The 1,203-nt window shown below is 67.4% G+C and carries 1 protein-coding gene; it reads right to left on the reverse strand.

All coding sequences use genetic code 11. The features are described 5' to 3' along the window. Positions 1–982 (reverse strand): IS256 family transposase (locus Q4I23_RS32735; protein WP_498529009.1); only part of this gene is annotated, 982 nt, incomplete at its 3' end. Between the last annotated feature and the right edge of the window lie 221 nt (positions 983–1,203).

Genomic DNA, 1,203 nt, shown 5'->3' on the forward strand with positions numbered 1-1,203 from the left:
TCGTGCTGTGCAGCTTGGTGCGCAGATCCTTCGGGTAGGCCATGTAGGCCAGCACGTCGAACTCCGCCTCGTCCATCAGCGCCGCCAGCTTGGAAAAGCGCGGCCGCAGGCTGTCGGCGACCCGGCGCCACTGCTCGTGCGCCGCCTCGGCGGTCTCCTGGGCAAAGGCGGTGCGGATGGTGGCGGCGACCATCGTCTGGTGCGCCTTGCCGACGCAGGCCAAGAGATTCCGCATGCAATGAACTTGACAGCGCTGGAGGGTCGCGCCCAGCACCTTGGAGGCGGCGGCCTTCAGCCCGAGATGCGCGTCGGCGATCATCAGCTTCACACCCCGCAGCCCCCGGCGGGTGAGCGAGCGCAGGAAGTCGCTCCAGAAGGTCTCCGCCTCCGACAGCCCAAGGCCGAGCCCCAGCACCTCGCGCCGGCCGTCGGTGTTGACGCCGATCGCCAGTATGGCGGCGAGCGAGACGATGCGGCCGTCCTGGCGCACCTTCACATACGTCGCGTCCAGCCACACGAACGGCCAGTCGCCCTCCAGCGGGCGGGTCAGGAAGGCGTGGCCCCGCTCGTCGATCTCCTCGCACAGGCGGCTGACCTGGCTCTTGGAGATACCGGTCATGCCCATCGCCTTGACCAAGTCATCGACGTTGCGCGTGGAGATGCCCTGCACGTACGCCTCCTGGATCACGGCGATCAGCGCCTTCTCCGCTGTGCGCCGCGGCTCCAGGAAAGCCGGGAAGTAGGAGCCGCGGCGCAGCTTGGGGATGCGCAGATCGATGGCGCCGGCGCGGGTCTCCCAGGTTCGCTCGCGGTAGCCGTTGCGCTTGGTCAACCGCTCGTCCGAGCGCTCGCCGTAACCGGCGCCGGTCAACGCCTCGACCTCCAACTCCATCAGGCGCTGAGCGGCGAAGCCGACCATCTCGCGCAGGAAGTCGGCGCTCTTTCCAATCAGTTCGTGAAGAGCGATCCTGTCCCCGGTCATCGTGTCACTCCGTCTCGGTTGATGGTCGTCAAGCAACCTCAACTTAGCCGAAGAGCACGGTGACCGCCCGCTCCCGGACGGCTGGCCCGCCTGCGCCAGCTATGGGGACCGCTCCGGCGGGCCAGCCTCACGTCTCATACCGACGGCGCATGAAGGCTTCCATTGCTTGGAATTCATGCGAATTGCGGCCACCAGTGGAACCATGTGGCGGCGCGGATACG

This window comes from Azospirillum sp. UFLA03-27 (assembly GCF_059803775.1).